Annotated in this window: 21 protein-coding genes and 1 tRNA gene; 15 read left to right on the top strand and 7 right to left on the bottom strand. The window is 62.5% G+C overall.

Translation table 11 applies throughout. The features are described from left to right. Positions 1-32: 32 nt before the first annotated feature. The 4 genes from P6U25_RS09370 to P6U25_RS09385 all read left to right on the top strand — a co-directional run bounded on the left by P6U25_RS09370 (position 33) and on the right by P6U25_RS09385 (position 4389). A complete protein-coding gene (locus P6U25_RS09370; protein WP_407152475.1) occupies positions 33-1031 on the top strand; it encodes a polyprenyl synthetase family protein in 999 nt (332 codons plus the stop codon). A 299-nt stretch (positions 1032-1330) separates the two neighbouring features. Further along, complete coding sequence (locus P6U25_RS09375; RefSeq protein ID WP_407151082.1) at positions 1331-2881, top strand: hypothetical protein; 1551 nt, start codon at positions 1331-1333, stop codon at positions 2879-2881. Continuing rightward, a complete protein-coding gene (locus P6U25_RS09380) occupies positions 2878-3780 on the top strand; it encodes a terpene synthase family protein (protein ID WP_280973344.1) in 903 nt (300 codons plus the stop codon). Before P6U25_RS09375 ends, P6U25_RS09380 begins: the two co-directional genes overlap by 4 nt. 270 nt (positions 3781-4050) lie before the next feature. Further along, entirely contained in the window at positions 4051-4389 is a 339-nt protein-coding gene (locus P6U25_RS09385) for a GTP-binding protein (RefSeq protein ID WP_407151083.1), read from the top strand. Positions 4390-4402: 13 nt separating this feature from the next. Here P6U25_RS09385 and P6U25_RS09390 read toward each other — a convergent pair whose 3' ends face one another. Then, entirely contained in the window at positions 4403-4585 is a 183-nt protein-coding gene (locus P6U25_RS09390) for a hypothetical protein (protein ID WP_280973343.1), read from the bottom strand. A gap of 230 nt (positions 4586-4815) precedes the next feature. Between P6U25_RS09390 and P6U25_RS09395 the strand changes: the two genes are divergently transcribed. Both P6U25_RS09395 and P6U25_RS09400 read left to right on the top strand, forming a co-directional pair. Beyond that, complete coding sequence (locus tag P6U25_RS09395) at positions 4816-5085, top strand: helix-turn-helix domain-containing protein (protein ID WP_280973342.1); 270 nt, start codon at positions 4816-4818, stop codon at positions 5083-5085. Positions 5086-5158: 73 nt separating this feature from the next. Next, the gene (locus tag P6U25_RS09400) at positions 5159-5782 is read left to right on the top strand and encodes a hypothetical protein (RefSeq protein WP_280973341.1); all 624 of its coding nucleotides are present in this window, start codon (positions 5159-5161) and stop codon (positions 5780-5782) included. Between the two features lie 177 nt (positions 5783-5959). On the opposite strand, the gene P6U25_RS09405 is transcribed toward P6U25_RS09400, so the two are convergent. The 4 genes from P6U25_RS09405 to P6U25_RS09420 all read right to left on the bottom strand — a co-directional run bounded on the left by P6U25_RS09405 (position 5960) and on the right by P6U25_RS09420 (position 8877). Continuing rightward, positions 5960-6430: a hypothetical protein gene (locus P6U25_RS09405; protein WP_280973339.1), complete on the bottom strand. Its 471-nt coding sequence runs from the start codon at positions 6428-6430 to the stop codon at positions 5960-5962. A 134-nt stretch (positions 6431-6564) separates the two neighbouring features. After that, positions 6565-7002, bottom strand: coding sequence for a hypothetical protein (locus P6U25_RS09410; RefSeq protein ID WP_407151084.1), 438 nt, complete (start codon positions 7000-7002; stop codon positions 6565-6567). A gap of 925 nt (positions 7003-7927) precedes the next feature. Further along, positions 7928-8320, bottom strand: coding sequence for a hypothetical protein (locus P6U25_RS09415; RefSeq protein WP_407151085.1), 393 nt, complete (start codon positions 8318-8320; stop codon positions 7928-7930). Positions 8321-8592: 272 nt separating this feature from the next. Beyond that, the gene (locus tag P6U25_RS09420; RefSeq protein ID WP_280973336.1) at positions 8593-8877 is read right to left on the bottom strand and encodes a hypothetical protein; all 285 of its coding nucleotides are present in this window, start codon (positions 8875-8877) and stop codon (positions 8593-8595) included. A 100-nt stretch (positions 8878-8977) separates the two neighbouring features. Between P6U25_RS09420 and P6U25_RS09425 the strand changes: the two genes are divergently transcribed. From P6U25_RS09425 to P6U25_RS09465, 9 genes are all read left to right on the top strand, one after another. Then, positions 8978-9346, top strand: a complete 369-nt coding sequence (locus P6U25_RS09425; protein ID WP_280973335.1) for a hypothetical protein — start codon at positions 8978-8980, stop codon at positions 9344-9346. 373 nt (positions 9347-9719) lie between these two features. Further along, a tRNA-Thr gene (locus P6U25_RS09430) sits at positions 9720-9788 on the top strand. 76 nt (positions 9789-9864) lie between these two features. After that, positions 9865-11160, top strand: a complete 1296-nt coding sequence (gene aspS, locus P6U25_RS09435) for an aspartate--tRNA(Asn) ligase (protein WP_280973334.1) — start codon at positions 9865-9867, stop codon at positions 11158-11160. Positions 11161-11219: 59 nt separating this feature from the next. Next, positions 11220-12233 (top strand): hypothetical protein, encoded by a 1014-nt coding sequence (locus tag P6U25_RS09440; RefSeq protein ID WP_280973332.1) that lies wholly within the window; start codon positions 11220-11222, stop codon positions 12231-12233. Positions 12234-12236: 3 nt separating this feature from the next. Then, positions 12237-13247, top strand: coding sequence for an amino acid--tRNA ligase-related protein (locus P6U25_RS09445; protein WP_280973331.1), 1011 nt, complete (start codon positions 12237-12239; stop codon positions 13245-13247). Positions 13248-13252: 5 nt separating this feature from the next. Continuing rightward, positions 13253-14371, top strand: a complete 1119-nt coding sequence (locus P6U25_RS09450; protein WP_280973330.1) for an alpha-hydroxy acid oxidase — start codon at positions 13253-13255, stop codon at positions 14369-14371. 178 nt (positions 14372-14549) lie between these two features. Next, the gene (locus P6U25_RS09455) at positions 14550-15557 is read left to right on the top strand and encodes a PLP-dependent aminotransferase family protein (protein WP_280990706.1); all 1008 of its coding nucleotides are present in this window, start codon (positions 14550-14552) and stop codon (positions 15555-15557) included. A gap of 136 nt (positions 15558-15693) precedes the next feature. After that, positions 15694-16608: a TauD/TfdA family dioxygenase gene (locus P6U25_RS09460; RefSeq protein WP_280973328.1), complete on the top strand. Its 915-nt coding sequence runs from the start codon at positions 15694-15696 to the stop codon at positions 16606-16608. 4 nt (positions 16609-16612) lie between these two features. Then, positions 16613-17530, top strand: coding sequence for a BTAD domain-containing putative transcriptional regulator (locus P6U25_RS09465; RefSeq protein ID WP_280973327.1), 918 nt, complete (start codon positions 16613-16615; stop codon positions 17528-17530). A gap of 540 nt (positions 17531-18070) precedes the next feature. Here the strand turns inward: P6U25_RS09465 and P6U25_RS09470 are convergent. Together P6U25_RS09470 and P6U25_RS09475 are read right to left on the bottom strand one after the other, a co-directional pair. Beyond that, a complete protein-coding gene (locus tag P6U25_RS09470) occupies positions 18071-18640 on the bottom strand; it encodes a YopT-type cysteine protease domain-containing protein (RefSeq protein WP_280973326.1) in 570 nt (189 codons plus the stop codon). 1154 nt (positions 18641-19794) lie between these two features. Then, positions 19795-20040, bottom strand: a complete 246-nt coding sequence (locus P6U25_RS09475; protein WP_407151086.1) for an ATP-binding cassette domain-containing protein — start codon at positions 20038-20040, stop codon at positions 19795-19797. Positions 20041-20184 lie beyond the last annotated feature (144 nt).

Consider the following 20184-nt stretch of genomic DNA (forward strand, 5'->3'; position numbering starts at 1 on the left):
GCGGCGGCTCGCCTGTCAGGCACAAGGACATGATGCCGACCGGTTCGACGCCACAGGACGACAGAACTGGTGATTCCGCGCTCGGCGGATTGGGCGCGCAGGCGCGCGGCGCATCCACCGGGCTGCTGCCCGAAATCTGGATGCAGGACGGCGCAAAGCGGGTCGAACAGGTGCTGGCGCGTCTTCTCTGCGCCGAACATGGTGGTGAGACCGAACTGATGACGGCGATGCGCTACGCCACCTTGCATGGCGGCAAGCGCACCCGCGCCTTGCTCTGTCTGGCTGCCGGCGCACTGGCCGACGCGCCGGCGCAGATGCTCGACGACGTCGGCGCCGCCATCGAGATGATGCACGCCTGTACCCTGGTCCACGACGATCTGCCCGCGATGGACGACGACGTGCTTCGCCGCGGCCTTCCGACCGTGCACGTCAAGTTCGGCGAAGCTACTGCGATCCTGGTCGGCGATGCGCTGCAGGCGCACGCCTTCCTGACCCTGGCGAGCCTGGATGCGCCGGGCGACAACCGTATCGCGCTCGTGCGCGAACTGGCGCAGGCGGTGTCCGCCGAGGGTGCGGCAGGCGGGCAGGCCATGGATCTGTCGCTGGTTGGAAAGCACGTCGAGCTGGACAGGATCGTGGCGATGCACCGGATGAAGAGCGGAGCGCTCGTGCGCGCGTCCGTTCGCATGGGCGCGCTATGCGCTGTCGTGGAAGATGCCGCGCACGCTGCGCTGTACTGTGCGCTCGATCGCTACAGCGCCTGTTTCGGCCTGGCCTTGCAGGTGATCGACGACATTCTCGACGTGACAGCGGATACCGCGACGCTGGGCAAGACCCCCGGCAAGGACGCGGCGGCGCAGAAGCCGACCTGCGCGTCGATCATGGGAGTTAAGGCCGCACGCCAGTTCGCGCTGGATCTGTTGCGCGATGCCGGGGAGGCCATCGCGCCGCTGGGGCCGGGTGCGGAACGGTTGGCGCAAATCTTACAGCGGGCCCAGGCGTATCTGTTCAAGCACGCGCCATGCACATGAGCGCGCCCGTCCGCATGGAGACGCCCCTGTGCCGCGGCGATCGGCTGGCGGCAGCGGTGCATGCTGCACTGTGTCCGAGTCCGCCGCGCCGATCGAAGCGGTTGCCCAGCATGGCCCTCCGGGCCCACGCGGCGCGCTGCGCGCAAGCCTATGCGGCGGACCGGTGCCAGCATCGGGCGCCTCGCCGCGCCGGAGCAGGGCGGCCGTCCGGCGCTGCCTATGCGAGGGCCCTGCGGCGACATGCGCGGCGTCTGCCCGATCCCGGCTCTCGTCAACCGTTTGCAGAAGGAACATCCCGCGTGAACGCGCTGTCCGAACAGACCCTTTCGGAATTGCGCCGCCTGCTGAGCGAAATGAGCGATGGCGGCAGGGTCGGTCCATCCGTCTACGATACGGCGCGAGCGCTGCGGTTCCACGGCAACGTCGCCGATCGGCAGGATGCATACGCGTGGCTTATCGCGCAGCAACAGGATGACGGCGGATGGGGAAGCGCGGACTTCCCGCTGTTCCGCCATGCGCCCACGTGGGCGGCGTTGCTGGCATTGCAACGTGCCGATCCTCTTCCCGGCGCCGCCGACGCGGTTAAGGCTGCAACCTGGTTCCTCCAGCGCCAGCCCGATCCCTACGCGCATGCGGTGCCGGAAGATGCGCCAATCGGCGCGGAGCTGATCCTGCCGCAGTTTTGCGGCGAGGCCTCATCCTTGCGGGGCGGCCAGGCGTTTCCGCGCCACTCTGCGCTGTTGCCGTTGCGGCAAGCGCGCCTCGCCAAGCTTGGGGCGGAGGCGAGGTTGCCGAGCGGCCATCCGTTGCTGCACTCCTGGGAAGCATGGGGGACGTCGCCCCGCACCGCATGCCCGGATGAGGACGGCAGCATCGGCATCAGTCCGGCGGCCACTGCAGCGTGGCGTGCGCGCGCCGTGGCACAGGGGAGTACGCCGCAGGTCGGGCGCGCCGACGCCTATCTGCAGGCGGCATCGCGGGCGACGCGCAGCGGCATCGAGGGTGTCGTTCCCAATGTCTGGCCGATCAATGTGTTCGAGCCATGCTGGTCGCTGTACACCCTGCATCTGGCCGGGCTGTTCGCGCATCCCGCGCTCGCCGAGGCGGTGCGCGTGATCGTCGCGCAGCTCGACGCCCGCCTGGGCGTGCGCGGTCTCGGCCCGGCCTTGCACTTCGCGGCCGATGCGGACGACACCGCCGTTGCGTTGTGCGTCCTGCGCCTTGCAGGCCGCGACCCGGCGGTCGATGCCTTGCGCCATTTCGAAATCGGCGAGCTGTTCGTCACCTTCCCCGGCGAGCGCAATGCCTCGGTGTCGACCAACATCCATGCCCTGCATGCGTTGCGACTGTTGGGAAAGCCCGCCGCGGGCACCAGCGCCTATGTCGAGGCCAATCGCAATCCGCACGGTCTATGGGACAACGAAAAATGGCACGTTTCGTGGCTGTATCCCACCGCGCATGCGGTCGCTGCGCTGGCGCAAGGCAAGCCCCAGTGGCGCGACGAGCGCGCGCTGGCGACGCTGCTGCAGGCGCAGCGCGTCGACGGCGGCTGGGGCGCCGGTCGCGCGTCCACATTCGAGGAAACCGCCTATGCGCTGTTCGCGTTGAATGTGATGGACGGGAGCGAAGAGCCGACAGGCCGCCGGCGCATCGCGCAGGCGGTGGCGCGTGCGCTGGAGTGGATGCTCGCCCGCCACGCGGCGCATGCATTGCCGCAGGCGCCGCTGTGGATCGGCAAGGAACTGTATTGCCCCACCCGGATCGTGCGCGTGGCCGAACTCGCCGGCTTGTGGCTGGCGCTTCGTTGGGAGCGGCGCGTCCTCGCCGAAGGAGCAGGAGCGGCGCCATGATGAAGACCGAACGCGCGCTGCAGCAGGTGCTGGAGTGGGGCCGTTCCCTGACCGGGTTCGCCGACGAGCACGCCGTGGAAGCGGTCAGGGGTGGCCAGTACATCCTGCAGCGCATCCAGTCGGGCCTGCGCGACACCAGCGCCCGCACCGGCCGCGATCCGCAGGACGAAACGCTGATCGTGACGTTCTATCGCGAGCTGGCGCTTTTGTTCTGGCTTGACGATTGCAACGACCTCGGCCTGATCGCGCCGCAGCAGCTCGCCGCGGTGGAGCAGGCACTGGGGCAGGGCGGGCCGTGCGCGCGACCCGGATTCGAGGGCTGCGCTGTGCTGCGCGCTTCGCTCGCCGCGCTCGCCTACGATCGTCGCGACTATGCTCAGCTTCTCGACGATACCCGCTCCTACTGCGCGGCGCTGCGCGCCGGACGCGCGCAGGCGGCAGGGCCGGAACGCTGGTCCTACGCCGAGTACCTCCACAACGGTATTGATTCGATCGGCTACGCGAACGTGCTCTGTTGCCTGTCGTTGCTGTGGGGGTTGGACATGGCGACCTTGCGCGCGCGTCCGGCGTTTCGCCAGGTCCTGCGGCTCATCTGCGCGATAGGGCGCCTGCAGAACGATCTGCATGGACGCGACAAGGACAGGTCGGCCGGCGAGGCTGGCAACGCGGCGAACCTGCTACCGCAGCGCTATCCGGCTATGCCAGTGATGGAGTTCCTCAACGACGAGCTGGCCGGTCATACGCGCATGCTGCACCGGGTGATGGCGGAAGAACGCTTTCCCGCGCCGTGGGGATCGTTGATCGAGGCCATGGCGGCCATCCGCGCACAATACTACCAGACCTCGACCGGCCGCTACCGCAGCGACGCTGCGGGGGAAGGCCAGTGTGCGCCGGCCTGAACGCCGGCAGGCGGCGGCATGCGCGCGCTGCCGTCTGTCCGATCCGACGCAGCGCCGTCGCCCGATGCGACGTATGGAGCGAGCATGAGCGAGACCGCCCTGAGCCGGCGCAAGGACCACCATCTGGACATCGTGCTGGATCAGAGCACGCGCCGGGCACGATCGCCGCCGGCATGGCGAAGCGACACGAGCTGACGAATGCGCAGTGGCGGGGGGTGGCTCCTTTTGCAAGGAGAGCGGTCCCGGACGCAGTGCGGCCGACAAACGCCTGTGTGTGAATGCCTGCCTCTAAGTGCCGCGCTCGCGCCGGAAGCGCAGGAACAACTTGCCTTCGCCGACATCATTCTCGTCAACAAGGTCGACCTCGTCGATGCGTGCGGCCTCGCAACGGTCGAACGACGCATCGAAACATCAACCCATAAGAGCTGCCTCGTGGTTAGAAGACGGGCCTGTCATGACCGTGTGAAGGGCGGGACTAAGGAACCGATCCTTCAGAAGGCCATGGCGATACGACGTCTTAAAGCTGACACACGCCGCGTACTTTTCGCGGGCGGCGAGGCTCGGAAGGTTGAACGGAAGCGCGACAACGACTTCACCAATTCGGCGTGACCTTGATGCCGTTCTAAGTGTCGACATCATCGAAGATCGAACGAGAACTTGGAGTCGCGACTTCTCCGCTGCTTCGATTGTAATAGTCGCCGTAATCGGGTTCTTCCGATCCCCGGGTCTCGAGAGTAGTGATCGCCTCGTCGACGGCTGCAAGAACGCGCTCGACGCGGGAAACCACGTCCAGGTCGTCCGCCATTGCGGTTTTGAACGCCGACAGTGCGCTCCTGAACGGTTCAAAGTAGTCGCCCGGGGTCTCGCGCGAAGAATAATTGTCTTTCCAATTTTCTATGTCGATGTCGACGAACGGAAGTAGCTAATCGCGGAAATCGGCAAGAATATCCTCTATCTCCTCCTGTTTTACGAACGAGATGATGCGACGGTCGAGAAATCCCGCATCAGGTGTCTAGATAGCAAATTTTCGGACGGTTGAGGCATGCACAGGCCAATGCCGAGGCCATCAAAGAGGCACAACGCGGCGGCATCGCCCTCGCGAAGGCGACAGCAGGTGAGACGAAGTACCGGGGGCGCAAGCCCAGCTACACGCGCGATCAACTGAGCCTTGTTTCGGACATACTCAGCCGGAGCGCACGGATTGGAGAGATTGCAAGGAGCACCGGACTGAGCCGTCAGGCGATCTATCGTATCAAAGCTGATCCTGCATCGGCTGAGGCTGCTCTCACGAGCTGGGCTGGGTGACCGGCCGGTCTGCGGCTATAGTACTTTTCAGGCCAGATCAGTGTTTTCCGCGTCGGTGCATGAGGGGGGGGCCATGGATGATGTAGTGAAGCTGGTGAACTTGCCGTGGGCGACACTTGTAACCCTCGCAAGCGGGTATGCTGCGTACTACATCGCCAATGTAGGCGTGAGGGATCACCACAAACCCATCGACGTGGCCTTTTCGACCCTCGTATTCGGGTTCTTCTCGGCGTTCGCGTATGCGGTCTGCCGCAGACGATACGGTGCCGACCTGTTGGCGGCTTCGGTCTTCGCCTTTGGGGCCGCTCTCGTGATCGGGGCGTCGTGGAGCCTATTCGGCAGAGCAACGTTCGAGCGCCTATTGCGAAGATCGCAGGTTAGTCTTTCGGACGATCTTCCGAGCGCTTGGATGGCGCTCTTCAGAGCAAAGACCTACGCTACGCAACTTTCGGTCAAACTCAAGGATGGCTCTTGGGTCAAATGCGAGGACCTGAACGCCTTCACCGAGTGTCCGAACGGACCGTGCGTTCTCGGCGCTAAGGGCGACGTTCTAATGTACGTCACCCACATCAAGAGCCCAAGCGACGAGGACTTCGAGCCATGCACCGGACTGATCGACAAGGAGTGGGGAGATGAGGTGACCTACATCCCCGCCGATCAGATCATGATGATTGACTTCAGACGCCGAAAGAAGTGATCACTTCTTCTTCGGGCTCGGCGGCGGTGTGCTTGGCCTCTCGTTAGTAGTCGGAATGTGGTTGCCCTGCACTTCACGTCCGGTTTGCGGAACGAAGTTCTTCTTGATCGTTTCGGAGGTGTGGTTCCTCTGTGCGGGTGACGGTGTCGGTATCTGTGGCTTCTTCTCAGTCATCGGTCAGTTTCTCGGCTGGAATGGAAAGGTGAAAATCGGATCGAACTTGCCGTCCGTCAAAAAGCCTACACGCCAGCCGGCAAACACAAGGGCTCTCGCATGCGCTGGCGGCCTCTCCAACGCGCCGCTACGAACATTGAAAGTGTAGTAGTCGCCCAAGTTCAGGTAAGCACGCATGTAGAACTCGCCGGCAGCACTGATGATTGCTCCAGGGACAGACTGGTTGTCTGCTATGCTGGAGAGATCGCCTCTCATCACGGCCCGAGGGAAGCTGACGATCAGGTCATTCGGCAAGCCACCGACCGCGAGCGATACGGGTCGGCCGTGCTTTTCAGAGGAGAATACGATCGCGCTCTTGGTGTGGCCGTCAGTGACGCACATCCCGAAGACTGGTTCACTGCGCCTCGCCATGAAGAACCCGCCGAGCGGAAGATCGTCGAAACCGCAGCCCACGCCGGGAAGGTCGATATCCATCGCAAATTACCTCAAAATGACGAGCTACAATCGCACGGGAACGGGAGCAGATCGCAACTTGGGCGGGCATACAAGGGAATTGGCGGACGTGTTCTGGTTGTCCACCGAACTCATGACTTGATCACTTCGGGCGTTTACTCAGCCGCGTCAAGAATGCGCGATTCTTGGGCTATTTGGTAGCGCCGCAGCTTGCAAACCTCGGCGTACAGACCTGCGGGATCGCCGTATACTCGCTCGTCTACACGCTCGCCAGCGTGGTCGGTGATCATGCGTCGCTTTTCCTGATCCAGTCCATGCTTTCGGCTCTTTGTGCTGAAGCGATGCCGCCAGCCGTGGTTCGGTGCGACACGCTTATCGGAGACGATACCCCGCACGAACTCCCCGAGCCGGTTCTTCAATGCCCGCAGCTTACCCTGCACTTCCGCATTCTTGGCGACAGTCAGGAATAGATAGCCTTTGGCCGACGACGTAACGAACTCGATGAAGCCCAACTCGATGAGATGGGGATGCAGCGGCACCTCCCGCGCCTCCTTGTTCTTCACCGGGCCAGCCTCTGGCGTGATCGTCGCCACCCAGTGATCACCCTCGCGGCGAACGTCTCGCGCCGGAGCTGTGCCATCTCGCCAATCCGAGCGCCGCCGTAAGCGCACAGCCAAGGAAGCCACCGCTTTGCCGCAGCAGTCTTTGCGTGCTCTTGCGCAGCCCCACTGAGCGCCTTGGCTTGCCTCGCTTTGGCTTCCCGAGGATCGTGGGTCCGTAGCGACACCTTGATTGTAGCGGTGCGGCCGACCTGCACCGCCGCATTTCTCATTCCCCACGGGGACGCGCAGCACCAAGCCGACCGCCTTGTCGATCAGATCAGCGGGAACGCGCTTTCGGAGGTAATGAACGGATGAGCCGTCGCGGCAGTTCGGAGAGGCCATTCGCAGAAGCATTGTGTACCGTCTCTGTGTACCAGTTGAGACGGTCGATCACCCTTGAATAACAAGGACTTCAGCGAAACCAACAACATCGCGGAGCGATGGTGCCCAGGAAAGGATTGGGGGACGATCCGTCAAACTGCAGCAAAAACAGCCACTTGCCTCTGCGCCAAGTGCGACGCTTGTACCACTGGACTGTGCTCGTGTCGACCCTGCTCTGATCGCCAACCCAGACGCACGGCCGGGGCAGCGAGACTGCGCCTGAAAGAGCGGCTTGGGACAGTCTGGCCTGGCTCGGCTCACTTCGTCCGAACGGTCTTCGCGCTCGCACCCTTCAGGATCTCGGCGATCCTCTCGGAATCCTCGCCAAGGAAGTCGACCGACACCCTGAGCGACCCCTCCAACTTTCTGGTGTTCCTCCGGCTCCGGCGCGGTCTTGGCCTCGGTGCCCGCAGGACGCGTCCCGGCCGAGTTCGTGCCGCCGGCGGGCTGAACGAAAACATCGCTTCGCGGCACGCCGCACTCCCGCATTCGAAGCCTCGCGCTGCATCGATGTATTTCCGTCACCGCCATGCGATCAGTATTCGCTCCTGGCCTGCAGGAAAGGCAGGATTCCCGGCCTGGCCAACGCGTGCCGACGGCCTGTCGCACGACGACAATTGACCAGCGTCACATCGGCCAGATCGAAGAAGCCGCCGTCGCGCACGGCCTGGCAAGCCTGTGCCACCTGGATCGCGGCCGCGGCGGCCGCGGTCGAAGGCACTGCAAGGCTGCGGCCGGCGATGGTGACGGCGGCGCATCGATCGATGCGACCAGCATCGACGAGCTCCTGAAGGGGCGGGTCGAGAGGCATTTCCGGTCGGGAGTCGGGTTCGGGCCACGCCTGCTTCGGCGAGCGCGTCCCCGGAAAGCCGTGGATGCGAATGTCGAAAATCTCCGAAGGCGTGGCGCCGAGGCCGGCATCGAGCACGAGGTTGAAGTTCGAACCCGCCGCGGCGTGCCGCGCCGCCAGTTGTCCACTCCGACGCCAAGCCCGACTCTTCGGTCGAACGTTTCGTGCCCTCGACGAATCTGCTTTCGATTATCGTTGTCCGGAAACCGCGCTTCTCCCCCCACACCGCTGCGCTGCAGGCCTTCTTGCGGCCGATCCAACCCGGCTTGGTCAGGACCTGAATGGCGACATGGCAATTTTAGATTGAGCATCACGCATTTCGCGTGTATCTTGGTTGCCTTCATTTCGTACTAGCTGTCTTTCGAATGACGCAGAATTTTTTGAGGATTGCAGTTACGGTTTTGAGCTGAGGTGATTGAAGAGTCCGGATCGCCAATCGTGTTCGAGCGATCGCGCTCGGTTTTGATTGATCCGGCATCATCGTCCGGGTCGCGAGCGCCGGCTCGATCCATTTGAGAAAGCGCAGGTGGTGAGCCGGCGAATTTCGCCGCGCGATACGCGGCGTATGCACAGATGAATCGCGAGACGATGAATGTTCGATTTTCAGCGCGCCAGAAACATATCTGAAACGGCATCGAATCAAGTCCACGATATCCTGCCCACGCTTGCGAATGAGATACCGGAATGTCGGTATTTGCCCGTTGCAAGACTTTGTAACGAAAGGAGGTGAATAAGATGGCAGAAGCGATCAAGAGTGCGATTGATATTCTTTCCGCCAAGTCCGTCACACAAGTGATGACAGAAGCCGTCACAAGAGACGTGACAGCCTCGGCGACAAAGAGCGCGACACTGGCTTTGACATCCGTCTTGCAGACAGCGTCCGTGACACAGAGCGTTACAGCCAGCGTTACACAATCCATGACACAGGGCTTCACACAGGCGTTGACACAGGCGCTGACACAGGCGTTGGCCACAATGGCCAAGCTGCCTGAGCTGGCTCTGACACTCGCTACAGAGATGTCAAACACACTGGCGGGCATGTTGCCGACCCGCGTGTCCGAAGCCCTGACATCGGAAGCTGTGACAGCTGCGATTCGTCGCTAGTCATCTTAGCCGCGGCCGATCGATCAGCCGTTATCGACAGGCCAAGGCGCAACAGACGAGATCGATCCGAGCGCCGATGGATCGACTCAAGAACAAGTCGAACGGTGCATCACCGCGCCAAGGTTGCACCGTTATCGCCTAACAAAGGCGAACTCCACCAGTTGCGGAAGTTTCGCCGCGAAGATCAATGCTCTGGAACTATACGCCCATAGCTCAATGGAAACGAGACGAGGCAAGAACATTCGGGTCGCTTCAACAATTTGGCCAGCTTTCGATGACTGGGCCCCACCCATGCTAGCTGGGTATCGAAGTCATCGTTGAGGGAACTCGCAGCTGGCGCGGCGCAATGCTGGAAGACTCGAAGCCTATTTCGACGCCAAGTCTCCAAGAGCCACGGTCTTGTAAACCGTAGATGCGGGTTCGAGTCCCGCTGGGCGTGCCAACATCGACGTAGTTCGCCACTGGCTGTGGAGTCGACGAGGATGTCTGTCCCGAGAGTAAAGTCGAGGACGCCATATGTGGAAGCGCCGCACCCGCTCGAGATTGCGGGCTGCCGGGCACTCGTTGGAGAGACTGTTACCCTCCACGGCTTTCTCGCGGATATTAGGCGATACCCGAAGGTCACCTTCCTGTCGCTCCGCGACCGTACCGGCGCGATCCAGATCGTATGCAAGCGACAGGATTTGCTGGAAGAAGTCCACTCACTGACCCGCAACAGCGCGATTCGTGTCAACGGCATCATTAAGGCCGGGCGCGGCGAGGAGATCGAACTCGAGGCGTTAGGTATTGCGGTGCTCACCGTAGCCGAGCCATGCGCGCTCCGCGAAGCATCAGCTAGGTCTCCCGCAATGCGGTTCCTGACGATGCGTGAACCGCGTGAGCAACTTATTTGCGCGGTCCGAACCACGCTGCTCAATGTGCTGCGCGGGACGCTGCTAGAGCAGGGGTATCGCGAGATCCAAACACCGAAGATCACCGCCGCTGGAAGCGAGTCGGGAGCGGCTGTGTTCAATCTCAGTTTTTTCGGAGAACCCGCCTGCCTCGTGCAGTCCCCCCAGTTCTACATGCAAATGGCGATGGCTGCCGGGTTTGGCCGCGTGTTCGAGATCGGTCCGGTCTTCCGCGCAGAGCCGTCGCAGACAAACCGGCACGCGGCCGAATTTTCCTGTCTCGACGTCGAACTGTCCTGGATCTCCTCGCATCACGACCTGATGGACGTCGAGGAGAGCCTGCTTTGCGGACTACTGGAGGAACTCGCGCGGCTCCATGGTCACGATATCGAGCGCCAGTTCGAAATACCGGTGAGCCGCATCGATGCGCCGATTCCGCGCATCTCGTTCGAAGAGGCGCTGTCGATAGCGCGCAACGGTTCACTCGCGCTCCGCACCGATCGACTGTCGCCTCAGGACGAGCAAATCATTTGCAAGAAGCTGAGCCAGCGTACTGGCTCCGACTTCGTGTTTATCACCGATTATCCGGCGGACGACCGGCCTTTCTACACGATGCGCGACGATGGCTCGCGCAAGGCGAGCCGCAGCTTCGATCTGCTCTGGCGCGGCGTGGAGATCACCTCGGGATGTCAGCGCGAGCATCGCTTCGGCAATCTAGCGACGCAAATCGAGACTGCTGGCATCGACGAGGAAACGCGAGCCCGCTATCTGGCTCCGTTCTACCTGACGATGTTCCGGCACGGCTGCCCGCCACATGGCGGCTTTGGCGTGGGCATCGATCGTTTCCTGTTCATGCTCCTCGGCTGTTCCTCCATCGCCGATGTCTCGTTCGTCTTCCGCGGACCGGAGGGCTTGATGCCATGACGGCTCAAAGTCCGCTCGCGAACAGGAGAGGTCCGATCCAAAGGGCACTGGCCGCGCACGTGGCGGCGCGCTTCGATCTCCCGTTGGCCGTCGGTGTTGCTGCGCGATCACCCCTTGGCTGCCGCGCGATCCGCATACAGCCTGTCGCCACCACCCCAGAGCGGTCGAGACAATTGTGCCGCGAAATGCATGGCTGGCTGACCCGGCAGCACTGGATCGCCGGCGCGATTGCAGCGCCAACCTGCGTCTATGTCCGACCGGACGATGAATGGTTGCTGAGCTCGTCAGTTCTACCGGGCGACGCCGCCGCCTTCGCGGTCACCTCGTCCGCGGTGCACACCGTCCCTCCAGCATGGAGCGACGTCAGGACGTTGCACGATTGGCGCGTTCTGCATGTCGGCCGCGCGGTGCGACGCCTGGTCCCGCTCGACGTAGGCTCGAGCGGCAACTCTCCTTCCAGACCTCTCACCGTGGGGGCAGGCCGGCGCGACGACGCTGGGCTCATTGCGGTTGCACCGGTCGATGTCGAAAATGGCGCCATGAAGGCAAGCAACGCCGGCGTGGTCACGCCGGATGACGTGTTGCTTGCCATTCGATCCATCGCACGTCGCGCCGACGATGCGGGCAGCCGCACGCTCGAGCGCGAGGCGGATCTCGCGCTCGCCTTCATTGTTGGTCGCGTGCCGCGTCTGGATCACGTACGGATCAGCCTGCAGCGCATTCAGAGCGACGTCGCGGCCTGCATGTCGATCGTAAGCGCCTTGACCGGACGGGTAGACGGGCCGCCAGGGATTCAAATCCACAAGAAGGCTGGCGGCGACGATCCTGCCGAACTTGCGATCGAACTCGACCTGCTCGGGGTTGCTCTGGATCAAGCGGCGGAGCGGCTCGATCCTGCGCCCTTGCTTCGATATGTCCATGCGCTGTCGCGGCGCATGCTTGATTCCAGCCCGTTTCTCCGCCGCGACGTCGCTTCGGCGGCTCGCGCAGCGCTGCATGCAGCCCTGAGCCATGCCGGTTGCCTCGAGGCCGACGCCTCCGCTCTTTCCGCAACATCCCAACCATGGAGCTAGATGATGTCGACCGAATTTGATGCTGCCTACACGTGGACCGCGGACGTGCTCGCTTCGCTGCGTCACTCGCTCAGCCGCGGCAAGTTCGACGAGATCCTTCCCGCCATCCTGTCCGACCGTTACGAACCCGGAGCGAGGCACAGCATCGCGGTCCTTGGCGACCGAACACGGCCGCAGGTGTCCAAGGGTCCTGACGGCGTCGTCGTCCGAGGCGCGGAGTTCTACTATCTCCCGGTTAGCCATTGCGTCGAGAAGCAGCTGTCGCTGGAATACCTTGATCGCGTGTACTGCGTGGCGCCTTGCGTTCGCCTGTTGATGGCCGGTGAGGACATTTCCCGGCGGCATCTTTACAGCTTCTTCCAGGTCGAGATCGAGTGGAAGACGACTGATGCCGATGATGTCTACACCGCCATCGAGACCCTGCTGCAGGATTTCTCCACGGATCTGTTGGCACGGCGCCGCGCCCGCGGCGAATTGCCGGAGGAAGCCGAGCGCCGGATCGCCCAGCTCGGCCGGGTGCCATATGAGCGACTGCCGTTCGCCGCGGCGCGACAGCGGGTCCAACATGTCGGAGGCGCAAGCAATCCTCATGCGGCCGGCGATCTCACCCATTCCGAGGAGACCGCATTGTCCAATGCGGCCGATGCACCGTTCTGGCTGACCGAGTATCCGGAGGGTGTTCGGGACTCATTGTATCTCCGGACTCCGAACGGGCTGTTTGCCACCTACGATCTGATCCTGCCGCACGGATATGGCGAGGTCGCAACCGGTGGTCTGCGTCCGGACTCCGCGGACGCGATTCTCGCCCAGGCGCGCACTCTCGGTGAGGAACCGCATCCGCACTACGCCGACTGGAAACGTCGCACTGCCATCCAGACCGGCGGCCTCGGCTTCGGCCTCGAACGCCTCGTTCGCTACTGCGCCGGGGCTGAAAGCATTCTCGATTTGCGGGTGGCGCACGACCAGGGGCCGAACGCCAAGATCGTCCCCCGGTTTGCAGCCGCTGCGGAGTAACGGCCATGGATATCGCGCGGGCGCTCGAAGTGGCGGATTTCGAACGAGCGGCGGAGGCATTAATGGCGCCGCAGTACTGGGCGTACCTAGCCGGCGGCGCGGGCAACGGTGGCGCGGTCCGCGCCAATAGCGATGCTTTTGGCCAGGTCAGCCTCGTGCCGCGCATAGCGACGGAGGATTGCTCCTCGCCGGCAACCAGCCGCAGGCTTTTCGGCCGCATCCTAACGATGCCCGTGTTGCTGGCGCCGACCAGTCCGCAACGCCTCTTTCATGAAGACGCCGAGCTCGCCTGCGCGCGCGCTGCCAGAGCCGCCGGAACACTCATGGTCGTCAGCACCGACAGCCATTTCGGGATGGACCAGATTGCCGCGGCCGCCGGCGGCGCCTGGTGGCTCCAGCTTTACGCCTACCAATCGCGCGAACATGTCGAACGCCTCGTCAGGATGGCGGAGCAGCATGGTGCAGAAGCTCTCGTCGTCACCATGGATGCACATTTTGCCGCGCGCCGCCTCGGCACCGAACGCGCAGGATTCGTGACGCCGGCATTCGTCGACTTCGGCATCATGCGCAGCATCGGTGTCGAAGGCAAACCGGGCGCGGGCCATGCGAGGATCGCCCGATTGCCGCTGACCTGGAAGGATGTCGAGTGGCTGCGCCGCCTGACGCGGATCCCGATCCTGCTCAAGGGCGTTCTGCATCCGGACGATGCACGGCGGGCCGTCGAAACCGGCGCTGACGGCATCGTCATCTCCAATCACGGAGGACGTCAGCTCGAGGCGGCAAGCGGGACGCTGAATGCCCTCGCCGACATCGCGCCTGCGGTACCCGGCCAGTTTCTGCTCCTACTCGACGGAGGCGTCCGCTGCGGAAGCGACGTCGTGAAGGCGCTTGCGCTAGGTGCACGCGCCGTGTGCATCGGCCGCCCCTATCTGTGGGGCCTTCATCTGGCCGGCGAACAGGGTGTGGCAGCTGTGCTGGCGCTGCTTGCGGCCGAGCTCAGGGGCACCCTTCAACAGTTGAATCTGCCGGGTATTGACGCCATCGACGCGTCGATCGTGCGTCCCGCGTATTCGCCGCGCTTCTGGTCCGGCTACAGATCCATGGAGGTACATAGCTATGCGTAGTTCGGCCAGTTTGTTTCGAAACCCCGCGTCGTCGCCCATCTATTTCACGCGAGGCGTGCCGCCATCTGAGGCAATTCCTTCGGAGGAGCTCGGTGTCATCGCGCGCAGTCTCGTCGACCGGCCGCCGCAGCAGCTCTTCCAGTACGCGCCTTCGAACGGATATCTCGGCGACCGCGTGTTGCGCGCCGCCATCGGCGAGGCAAACCGGGTGAGCCCGGATGAGGTCTTCATTGGAAACGGCTCGCTCCAGGTGCTCGACCTACTCGCCGCAATACTCGTCAAGCCCGAGCGTAGCACGGTCTTGGTCGAGCAACCGACCTATGACCGTTCGATACGCATCTTCGGCCGGCACGGCGCACGGGTAGTCGGCGTTCCCCTGCAGGGCGACGGCATCGACATTGCGATGTTGGCTGAGCAGATGAAGCGCCTTCGAGCGGCAGCGCTCTACCTGATCCCGGACTTCCAGAATCCGGCCGGAATTACCACGAGTCTTGTCAAACGTCGGCAGATCTTGGACTTGGCCGCCGAGTTCGACGTTCTCGTCATCGAGGACACGCCCTATCGCGAACTGCGCTTCGAAGGTGTTGCCCAGCCGCTGTTCAAGGATATTGCGGGACGCGCCCGTGTCGTCACAATCGGCTCCCTGAGCAAGACGCTGAGCCCCGGATTGCGGATCGGCTACGCGATCGGCTCGGGGGCCCTCATGCGACAACTCGCCGAGCTGGCGACCGACACCTACCTGTCGCCCGCCCCGATCTGCCAGTCGATTGCAGCGGAGTGCTTCCGCGCCGGCTTGGTCGAACGGAATATCGTGCGGGTGTGCGACCTGATCCGGCCGAAATGGGCGGCGGCGATCGGCGGTGCCTCCGAGATCTTCGGCCGCGACTGCATGTGCCTGCCACAGGGTGGCTACTTCCTCGGCATTACCGTGAATTCCGATCTTTCGGAGCCCGCTTTCATCGCCAGTGCATCGACGGCCGGTGTGATCATGACACCAGGCTCCGCGTTCTTCCCATCCGAGGGGCAGCCGGGAAGCGGGACGCTGTTCCTGCGTCTGCCGTTTCACGCGCTCGACCCGGGCGATTTCAGATCCGGCCTCGAGATCCTGCAGAACATCCTGGCAAACGGACGGCAGCGTTCGCGAGGCGCGGACTTGGAGGCTTCCAATGGCAAGTTTACTGGGTAGCGAACTCGAGTGTCGCACAGCAGGGGCGTTGGGCGGTCACTTGGCGGTTTACTGCGAGCCGCGCGCGAACGCAGCCTCACTGCCCTTGCTGTTGCACCCATCGCTCCGCAACGCGGGTACGGCGCATGAAGCGTTCATGGAGGCGGATCCCGATCGCGATCCCAAGCGCTGGGAAAGCGGCGCCGCGGCCAGGTTGCAACGAATGCTTGGGCAATCGCAGATCGGAGAGATCGCAACCGCCTTGCAGCGCGATGATGTGATCCACCTGCGCGGGCTTCCGAGGGATCCGATATCGCCTCCGACACCTTATGAAGGCGATCCTGACATGTCGTCGCTGCGCCTGACGCTGGCCAATGTGGTCGGTGTGATGGCCGTGCTAGGTCTGCAGGCATTCTCCTACGATTGCGAGAACGACGGCCGCATCGTTCGTCACGTCTGCCCGCGTCTTGCCGCGACCGGCGAGGCAAGTTCGCAAGGTTGGGCAAAGGAGTTGCTGTGGCATGCCGATGGCGCCTATCGCGCTATCGGCGACGAGCGCAACGCCGTCAGGTCGCCGGCGCCGCGGTGGCTGTGCTGGGCCGTCATCCATGATTCGCCGTCGATCCCGATTACATTCGTAAGGCTGGTCGATGTTCTCGCGAGTCTCGATCCGGCGACAGTTGAGGCGCTACTGCAGCCGCAGTTCGTGGTGGGCGCTCCCGATTCATTCCGCGATCGAACCGAGGCCCGCTCGGTGCCAATCCTGGTGCGGGACGGCAAAGGCGGCTTCTACTCCCGCTACAACCAGGCCCTTTGTCGCGGGACAACGGCTGCCGCATGTGCATCACTGGAAGTCATGGCGCGCGCGTTGGCCGACAGGAGGCTGGTCCACCACCTCCCGATCGAGACCGGCGATATCGTCATCCTGGACAACTGGCGGACTTTGCACATGCGTCCCGATTTCCAACCGCGCTGGGACGGCCGCGACCGCTGGCTCCTGCGCATCTACGGTGCCGAAGGTGGTACGTCTGCCGTTCGTGCGCGAGAGCATTTCCCATATTGTTGGAGGTAAAGCCATGCGTGCAGAAGCTCCCGTGAAGCTACGCCTAGCATCGGTTTCGAGACTTCAGGTCACCACTCCCCAGGAATGCCCCAGCGAAAGCGCGATCCCGGCCATCAACATCCGTCTATTCGGCACCTTCAGCCTGGGCGTCGGCGGCAACCGCGTCGACATCTCGGCGCGGCTGGCGGCGATCCTGGCGTATCTGGCGCGCCGGTCGGGCAGCGAGATTCCGCGTGATCGCCTCGCGGGACTATATTGGGGACGCATGCCCGGCGAGCAGGCGCGACGCAACGTTCGCGTAGCACTGTTCCGGATCAACCAGTTGCTGCATTCCGCACACCCGGCCGTGCCTGCGAGACTGATTCAATCCTTCGGCAATTTCGTCAGCCTGCCCCGACGTTCCTTTCTGCATATCGATGCCAACGAATTTGAGACCGTCTTCGACGATTGCTGTTCGCACCCGGAGATACTCGCCGCCGACTTGCTGAGGGTGCAGCGCGTTGTCGAGCTCTACAGGGAAGATCTGTTGCCCGACCTCGACGAAAGCTGGATCATTGAGGAGCGGGAAAGCCTGCGCTCGAAATATCTGTCGGCGCTGAAGTTCCTCATCCTCGCCTGCCTCAACGAGAACGACCGCAGGAGCGCCCTCTATTGGTGCGAGCGCGCGATGAAGGTTGACATTGGCGATGAGGAGACTACGGCGCTTGCTATGAAGATCGCTTCGCAAATGGGCAACCGATCGCACGCCGTAAAGACTTTCCGCGCGCTCGCACTGGTGCTGCGCCGTGAATTCGGCATTGCACCCTCTGCCGAAATGGTCGACCTGCTGCGGGGGCTCACGTCGGATCCGCCGAATCCTATCAGCTTCGAGATTGACGTCGGCGCGATAAAGCGCAGCTTCTTCGGGTACGCCAAACGCCCGGTACGGTGAGATGTCGGGTCCAATAGATGCCGCTGAAGCGGAGTTCAATGCAATGCCGTGCCTGTCGCCATCGTCGCGAGGCATGAGCTCCCTACTTCGCTCGCTTTCACAAATCGATCGGTGCGATTCGCAGTGCTCCAATCGGTATGCCCCTTGCGCAATATGAAGTCTGCTTCGTCAGACAACCTAGCGATATCCGCCTTACGAGCATTCCGACGGATGAAACAAGGAGTACCCTGCGCACAGTCGGACTGGATCAAGCGCGTGGTTCGAAAGCGGACGGCATTGTCGCCGGGGTAATTGCTTCTTGGCGACGTCAGTTGAGAGCAACCGCAGCTGGTCAACGAAACAGAATTGCAATTTGTGCCGGCCGTCACGGATCGCGAGGACCGGCACCCCCGCTTTCGATGCCGGCACACTCGCCAGCCGGCATGCAGCTAGCTATCCGCTGCAGATTTGGCCCCGACGCCACGACCGAACGCGAGCGACGGCCGACGCATCCGCGCCTTCACAGGAGGCGTCAATCACCAGCGGCCTGAAAGGCCCAGCTCACTGCATCCTTTGCGTCGTGATCGTCGACAAATGCTGCCCGTTGGGATTCCTGTAACGATTAGCGAGGCTTTGGAATAACGAAGCCATCTCGTCCGGATCTGATCGAACGGTAAATTCTCCATAGTTAGGATCGAAAAGCGTGGTCCTTCCATTCGAGGCCGACGTCGCCACTGTGTGTGCGCCGCCTTCGGCGAAATACAAGCTGAGCAAATGATTTGATCCATCTTCGTTGATTTCGTTCACCATCCGCTTGATGTTCGAAGACTTGCCGAATGCGAATCTCTTCTCTTCTCCAGCCGGTTCCAAGCCTGCGTCCTCCAACATGGTATTTTGTGCCTGAAGGTCGGCCTGAGAAGATCCTGCTCCCCTCCTCCGCAACAAATCCTTGAGAGTTTGATATTGCTGCTGCCGTTCAGCCGCTGAGGCATGCGTTCCCGATCCGGGTGTGAGCGCACTCATTCGGGTAGATGGGCTGTTGTTAAGATGGCGGAACCATTCCGCAGTCAGCCCAACGCAGATGCCGTCCACATTCGCATCACGCAGGCCGGCCGTTCTGTACTCGAACAAGGAGGTGGCCGAACTCTCTGAAGAGGATGTACTGGGGTCGGAGGCGCTAGAAGTGTGAACGTTTGCATCCGAGGTATGTGGCTTGCTGCAGCAGGCTCCCATCTTGTCAGGCAATTCCCCCGGTTGTGAGCTCCACTGAGGCGCGAGATCTGCAACTATCTTCGTAAATCTGCCGCTATCCACCGACTGGCTCGGTTCGTCAGCTTGTCTAACGCGTGTGGATAAGCCACTGATTCGATCATACATGACGATTCACCTTTCTGTGCTGCGCTAGTATCTACGCATCAATTCGGGCTGCTTAGGCCCTGCTGCGAGGATACCCAGACAAGCTGATGGCGAGCTGACGGGCAGCTGTCGTCCGGCTTGAAAAACGTCCTTTGTCGGACTTCTGACAATGTCTGATGTGGCGCGGCGGAGCGCTGTGCCAGATCCTCCCGCGCGCAGGCTGCCAGATTCCGGAACGTCACCGACAGGCTATCGCTGCGATGCTCTCGCGGCATGCCCTGCCGGGGACGGGGACGCCATGGCGATCCTGAACAAGCTGGTGCGAGCAGCCGGACTTCAGTCGGCACTGGTTGGTCCCGGGGGGACTTTCTTACCATCTTATGGCTTTCGCCACCAATGCCGTCGCGCGTTGGCGAGACTCATGATCGCTGGATACCGGCGAGACGAACGCTCGCCGGGATTATGTCCGTTCGATCATCGATGCAGTCGATGGCGAGGCCATCAGGATCATCGGCAGCAAGGATGTCCCGCAAGCAGCCACCGCCCGCAGACAGACCGAGAATGAAAATGTTCGCGGTTTTGTGCGCAAATGGCGCGCCCGACACGATACGTGACCTTCACCTTCTGAGGGGCACTCAAACTCAGGCGGAAAAGCGCAGCGCCTCCCAAAGGCGCTGCGGCTTCTATGCAAGGGCAAAGATAAGTCTGCTCATTATCCACGCTTTAGCCCTCCAGCGACCCAATGAAAGTAACCCGCTAGGCTTCTGTTGCGACATCGTCGTACCAGTGTTGCCGGTGCTCGCTGTCCTTGTCGTATCCTTGCTCCTCGGTTGGCGCTAGGTGATTTCAAAATCCTCAACGCCAGCGCGTTGGAGCTACCGCTCTGGAACACGTAGCCCATGCGCCGGCGCGAGCGAACCGGATCGACGTTACGGACGTCCTTGCGTTCCAGCATGAGGCGGCCGCTGCGGATCGAGCAGGCGGTTGACGAGCCACAGCAAGGTGGATTTGCCGGAGCCGGATGCGCCGACGATCCCCAGGAATTCCGCCGCGGCAACATCGAGCTGGACATCGTCGACGGCCACGACGCGTTCGGCGTCATGACAGTTGGTAAAGCTCTTCCCGACATGGGCGCAAGCGGTCAGGGTGCGAGTGCCATGGTTGGACTGGACCACTGCGCTAGTGTCGCAAATCCAAAGCTCGCTTTATTCTGCGGGAAGCACCTTCGCGACTCTACGCGGATTTAGGACCCGCTGAGCGGACATACAGCCGTGGAGTATCCAGGGCGCGATTATGGCTCGCCATCGAGGCAATAGAAG

It is taken from the genome of Bradyrhizobium sp. ORS 86 (genome assembly GCF_045571475.1).
In the GTDB taxonomy this organism is placed as follows: domain Bacteria; phylum Pseudomonadota; class Alphaproteobacteria; order Rhizobiales; family Xanthobacteraceae; genus Bradyrhizobium.

Bases quoted from the DNA above. Each gene is read 5' to 3' on its own strand.
- P6U25_RS09370 (WP_407152475.1), top strand. From the start codon at position 33: ATGCCGACCGGTTCGACGCCACAGGACGACAGAACTGGTGATTCCGCG.
- P6U25_RS09380 (WP_280973344.1), top strand. From the start codon at position 2,878: ATGATGAAGACCGAACGCGCGCTGCAGCAGGTGCTGGAGTGGGGCCGT.
- P6U25_RS09390 (WP_280973343.1), bottom strand. From the start codon at position 4,585: ATGGCGGACGACCTGGACGTGGTTTCCCGCGTCGAGCGCGTTCTTGCA.
- P6U25_RS09400 (WP_280973341.1), top strand. From the start codon at position 5,159: ATGGATGATGTAGTGAAGCTGGTGAACTTGCCGTGGGCGACACTTGTA.
- P6U25_RS09405 (WP_280973339.1), bottom strand. From the start codon at position 6,430: ATGGATATCGACCTTCCCGGCGTGGGCTGCGGTTTCGACGATCTTCCG.
- P6U25_RS09420 (WP_280973336.1), bottom strand. From the start codon at position 8,877: ATGCCGTTTCAGATATGTTTCTGGCGCGCTGAAAATCGAACATTCATC.
- P6U25_RS09425 (WP_280973335.1), top strand. From the start codon at position 8,978: ATGGCAGAAGCGATCAAGAGTGCGATTGATATTCTTTCCGCCAAGTCC.
- P6U25_RS09445 (WP_280973331.1), top strand. From the start codon at position 12,237: ATGTCGACCGAATTTGATGCTGCCTACACGTGGACCGCGGACGTGCTC.
- P6U25_RS09450 (WP_280973330.1), top strand. From the start codon at position 13,253: ATGGATATCGCGCGGGCGCTCGAAGTGGCGGATTTCGAACGAGCGGCG.
- P6U25_RS09460 (WP_280973328.1), top strand. From the start codon at position 15,694: ATGGAGGCGGATCCCGATCGCGATCCCAAGCGCTGGGAAAGCGGCGCC.
- P6U25_RS09465 (WP_280973327.1), top strand. From the start codon at position 16,613: ATGCGTGCAGAAGCTCCCGTGAAGCTACGCCTAGCATCGGTTTCGAGA.